Source organism: Vibrio sp. 10N.222.46.A1 (genome assembly GCF_041473595.1).
Lineage (GTDB): Bacteria > Pseudomonadota > Gammaproteobacteria > Enterobacterales > Vibrionaceae > Vibrio > Vibrio tasmaniensis_A.
The window spans coordinates 1-2,295 of record NZ_JBFRSN010000090.1 but is presented as its reverse complement, the minus strand read 5'-3'; the positions used below and the strand labels follow the sequence as shown (position 1 = coordinate 2,295).

3 protein-coding genes are annotated in these 2,295 nt (G+C 44.2%); 1 reads left to right on the top strand and 2 read right to left on the bottom strand.

The window, feature by feature from the left end; all coding sequences use genetic code 11:
* On the bottom strand, positions 1-540 hold a 540-nt coding region (locus AB4496_RS03260; RefSeq protein ID WP_372130587.1), incomplete at its 3' end, for an HlyD family secretion protein.
* Positions 541-668: 128 nt separating this feature from the next.
* Here AB4496_RS03260 and AB4496_RS03255 point away from each other — a divergent pair.
* On the top strand, positions 669-1,571 hold the full coding sequence (locus AB4496_RS03255) for a LysR family transcriptional regulator (protein ID WP_017097897.1): 903 nt from the start codon (positions 669-671) through the stop codon (positions 1,569-1,571).
* A 72-nt stretch (positions 1,572-1,643) separates the two neighbouring features.
* Here the strand turns inward: AB4496_RS03255 and AB4496_RS03250 are convergent.
* Positions 1,644-2,295: glycoside hydrolase (locus AB4496_RS03250; protein WP_372130586.1), on the bottom strand; the 652-nt coding region annotated here is incomplete at its 5' end.

Below are 2,295 nucleotides of genomic sequence, written 5' to 3'. Positions count from 1 at the left end.
TGCTTCTTCAAGTTCTGCTTGGGTGACTTTTTGTTGTGCGACCATGCTGTCGACTTCATCTTGCGAAGCATAGTTACGCTTTAATAAGCTACGAGAACGCACGACTTGTTGGATTGCACGCTCGTATTCAGCTTGTGCGGAATCAACACGGCTCTCAGCTTGATTTATTTGGCTACGTTGTAACGTTTGTTGAGCGATAAGGTTGTGTACGCTTGATTGAACGACGCTTAAATGCGCATTCGCCTGAGCAAGTGCAGATTGGTAATCACGATCATCAATTTGAACCAACAAGTCACCTTGTTTAACCGATTGGTTATCACTCACGTAAGACTTAACAATATAACCCGACACCTTCGGGCTTATATTAGTGATGTCGCCTTGTAGGTAGGCATTGTCGGTTGACTCGAAGTACTGGCCATAGCCATACCAATATCCAGCGCCAGCTAAGCCTAATGACAGCATGATCGCAGTAGCAATAAGCGGGGCTTTTTTACGTTTTTTTGTGCTTACTGATTGCGAAGCGTTGTTGTTCTCTGTCATTTTTTATTTCTCATTTTGTTTTTATTTAGATGTAACGAATTGTAAATGAATTCGATTGATTGATAAGATAGGAAAAAAGGGAAACACTGTTGCATGAATCTTACTAATAGGGCTTTGGGAGAAGTACGATGGACTTAAATGCTGTGACTGTTTTTACACAAGTTGTTGATTGTGGGAGTTTCACGCACGCAGCTGAAGCATTGAACATGACCAAGTCGACCGTCAGCCGAAAGCTAGACGAGCTGGAACAGCACCTAGGTGTGAGGTTGATCACTCGTTCGACACGAAGTTTAGTTTTAACGCCAGAGGGTGAGCGCTTTTATCAGTCGAGCATGCAGATGCAAGAGATCATGAACCAAGCTGAGTTAGAGGTTTCTGCCAATCAGGATTTGATCCGAGGGCAGTTGAATGTTGTGTTGCCTGTCGAATTGGGGCATCAAGTATTAGCCACATACATCCACAGTTTCCTAAAAGAGCACCCAAACGTGACTTTGAACTTAGAACTGTCGAATCGAGAAGTCGACATCATTGCGGAGGGGATCGATCTTTACGCACAAATTGGTGAGCTAGTGGACTCGAGCTTGGTTTCTCGTTACCTCACAACATCGAAGCGTGTATTGGTAGCCAGCCCTGAGTATTTAGAACAGTTCGGTGAAATCTCTTCACCCGATGACCTTAAGCCTCCATTTAGGATGATTGAGGTCGTGAACAAGGCGGCACGTCTACCTAAGTGGCATTTGCAATTAGAAGGCGGTGAGTCGATTTTGATCGATCTACCGTGTCAGTTGCGGGTGAATACCATCACGGCATGTCTAACAGCGTGTGTGGATGGGCTCGGCTTGGCGGTGCTTCCTGAATTCATTTGTCGGGAACACTTCAAGACAGGTAAGCTGATTCGCTTGTTACCTGAATATGAGATGCCAGAAGTTTCAGTAAGCCTAGTGTATGCAGACAGACAGTTGATGCCGAAACGTAAGAAGGTCTTTATCGACTATCTACTGACTGCTTTTCAAAATAGGAAGCACAAGTAACGGGCTGAACATTAGCGGTTAAATAAGTGCTTAAGCTTCCTATTATTCGTTTTTGTCTAAACCGTATCGAAGCTAACTATGATTGGGCTGCCAGTCGACGACTTGCCCATTCGCCAATATAGCTTTGACCGATAGGGCAGCAATATCGATACCGTTGTAACGAAATGCCTTGTTAGAGAAGTTGGCAATGATCTTACTCCCGTCACTGAACTCGGTTTGTTGAACTTCGCCGCTTTTGTCTAACCAGTCGAAATCGACTAACTGTTTATCCCATAACTGTTCGTGCATCGGTTCAAAGCCATCTTGATAGTGTTTGAGTGCTTTGATCCTTGGACTTGAACTTGATAAAGCTTCATCTCTGGTCAAGTGAACCATCGGTGGTGTGTTGTACAACATGGCGGTTAAGTCTCTTTCTGCTTGTACATTAGTGAACTTAAGGCTGTCTGAGTGCCAATGGTGCGTATTGATTACTTCATCATGGAAAACGGCTTGGTAAAGCGGAATTCGATATTGAGGCGAAAACAGCAATGACTTGTAGGGTTCTTTGACCTTAGCTGACTTGAAGAAAAAGTCAGGTTTATGGTCTGGATACCAACGACCCAAGTAATAAGGTGATTGTAGGTCTTCTTTCATCTCTTTGTCTGACCAACCAAAGCCGACCGTTTCTAAGCCGTGTGCAAAAGCGATGCCTTTTGTCGTCAGGCTATTACCATCTTCAGAACCA

Coding starts and splice junctions, on each gene's coding strand:
- AB4496_RS03255 (WP_017097897.1), top strand. CDS start 669: ATGGACTTAAATGCTGTGACTGTTTTTACACAAGTTGTTGATTGTGGG.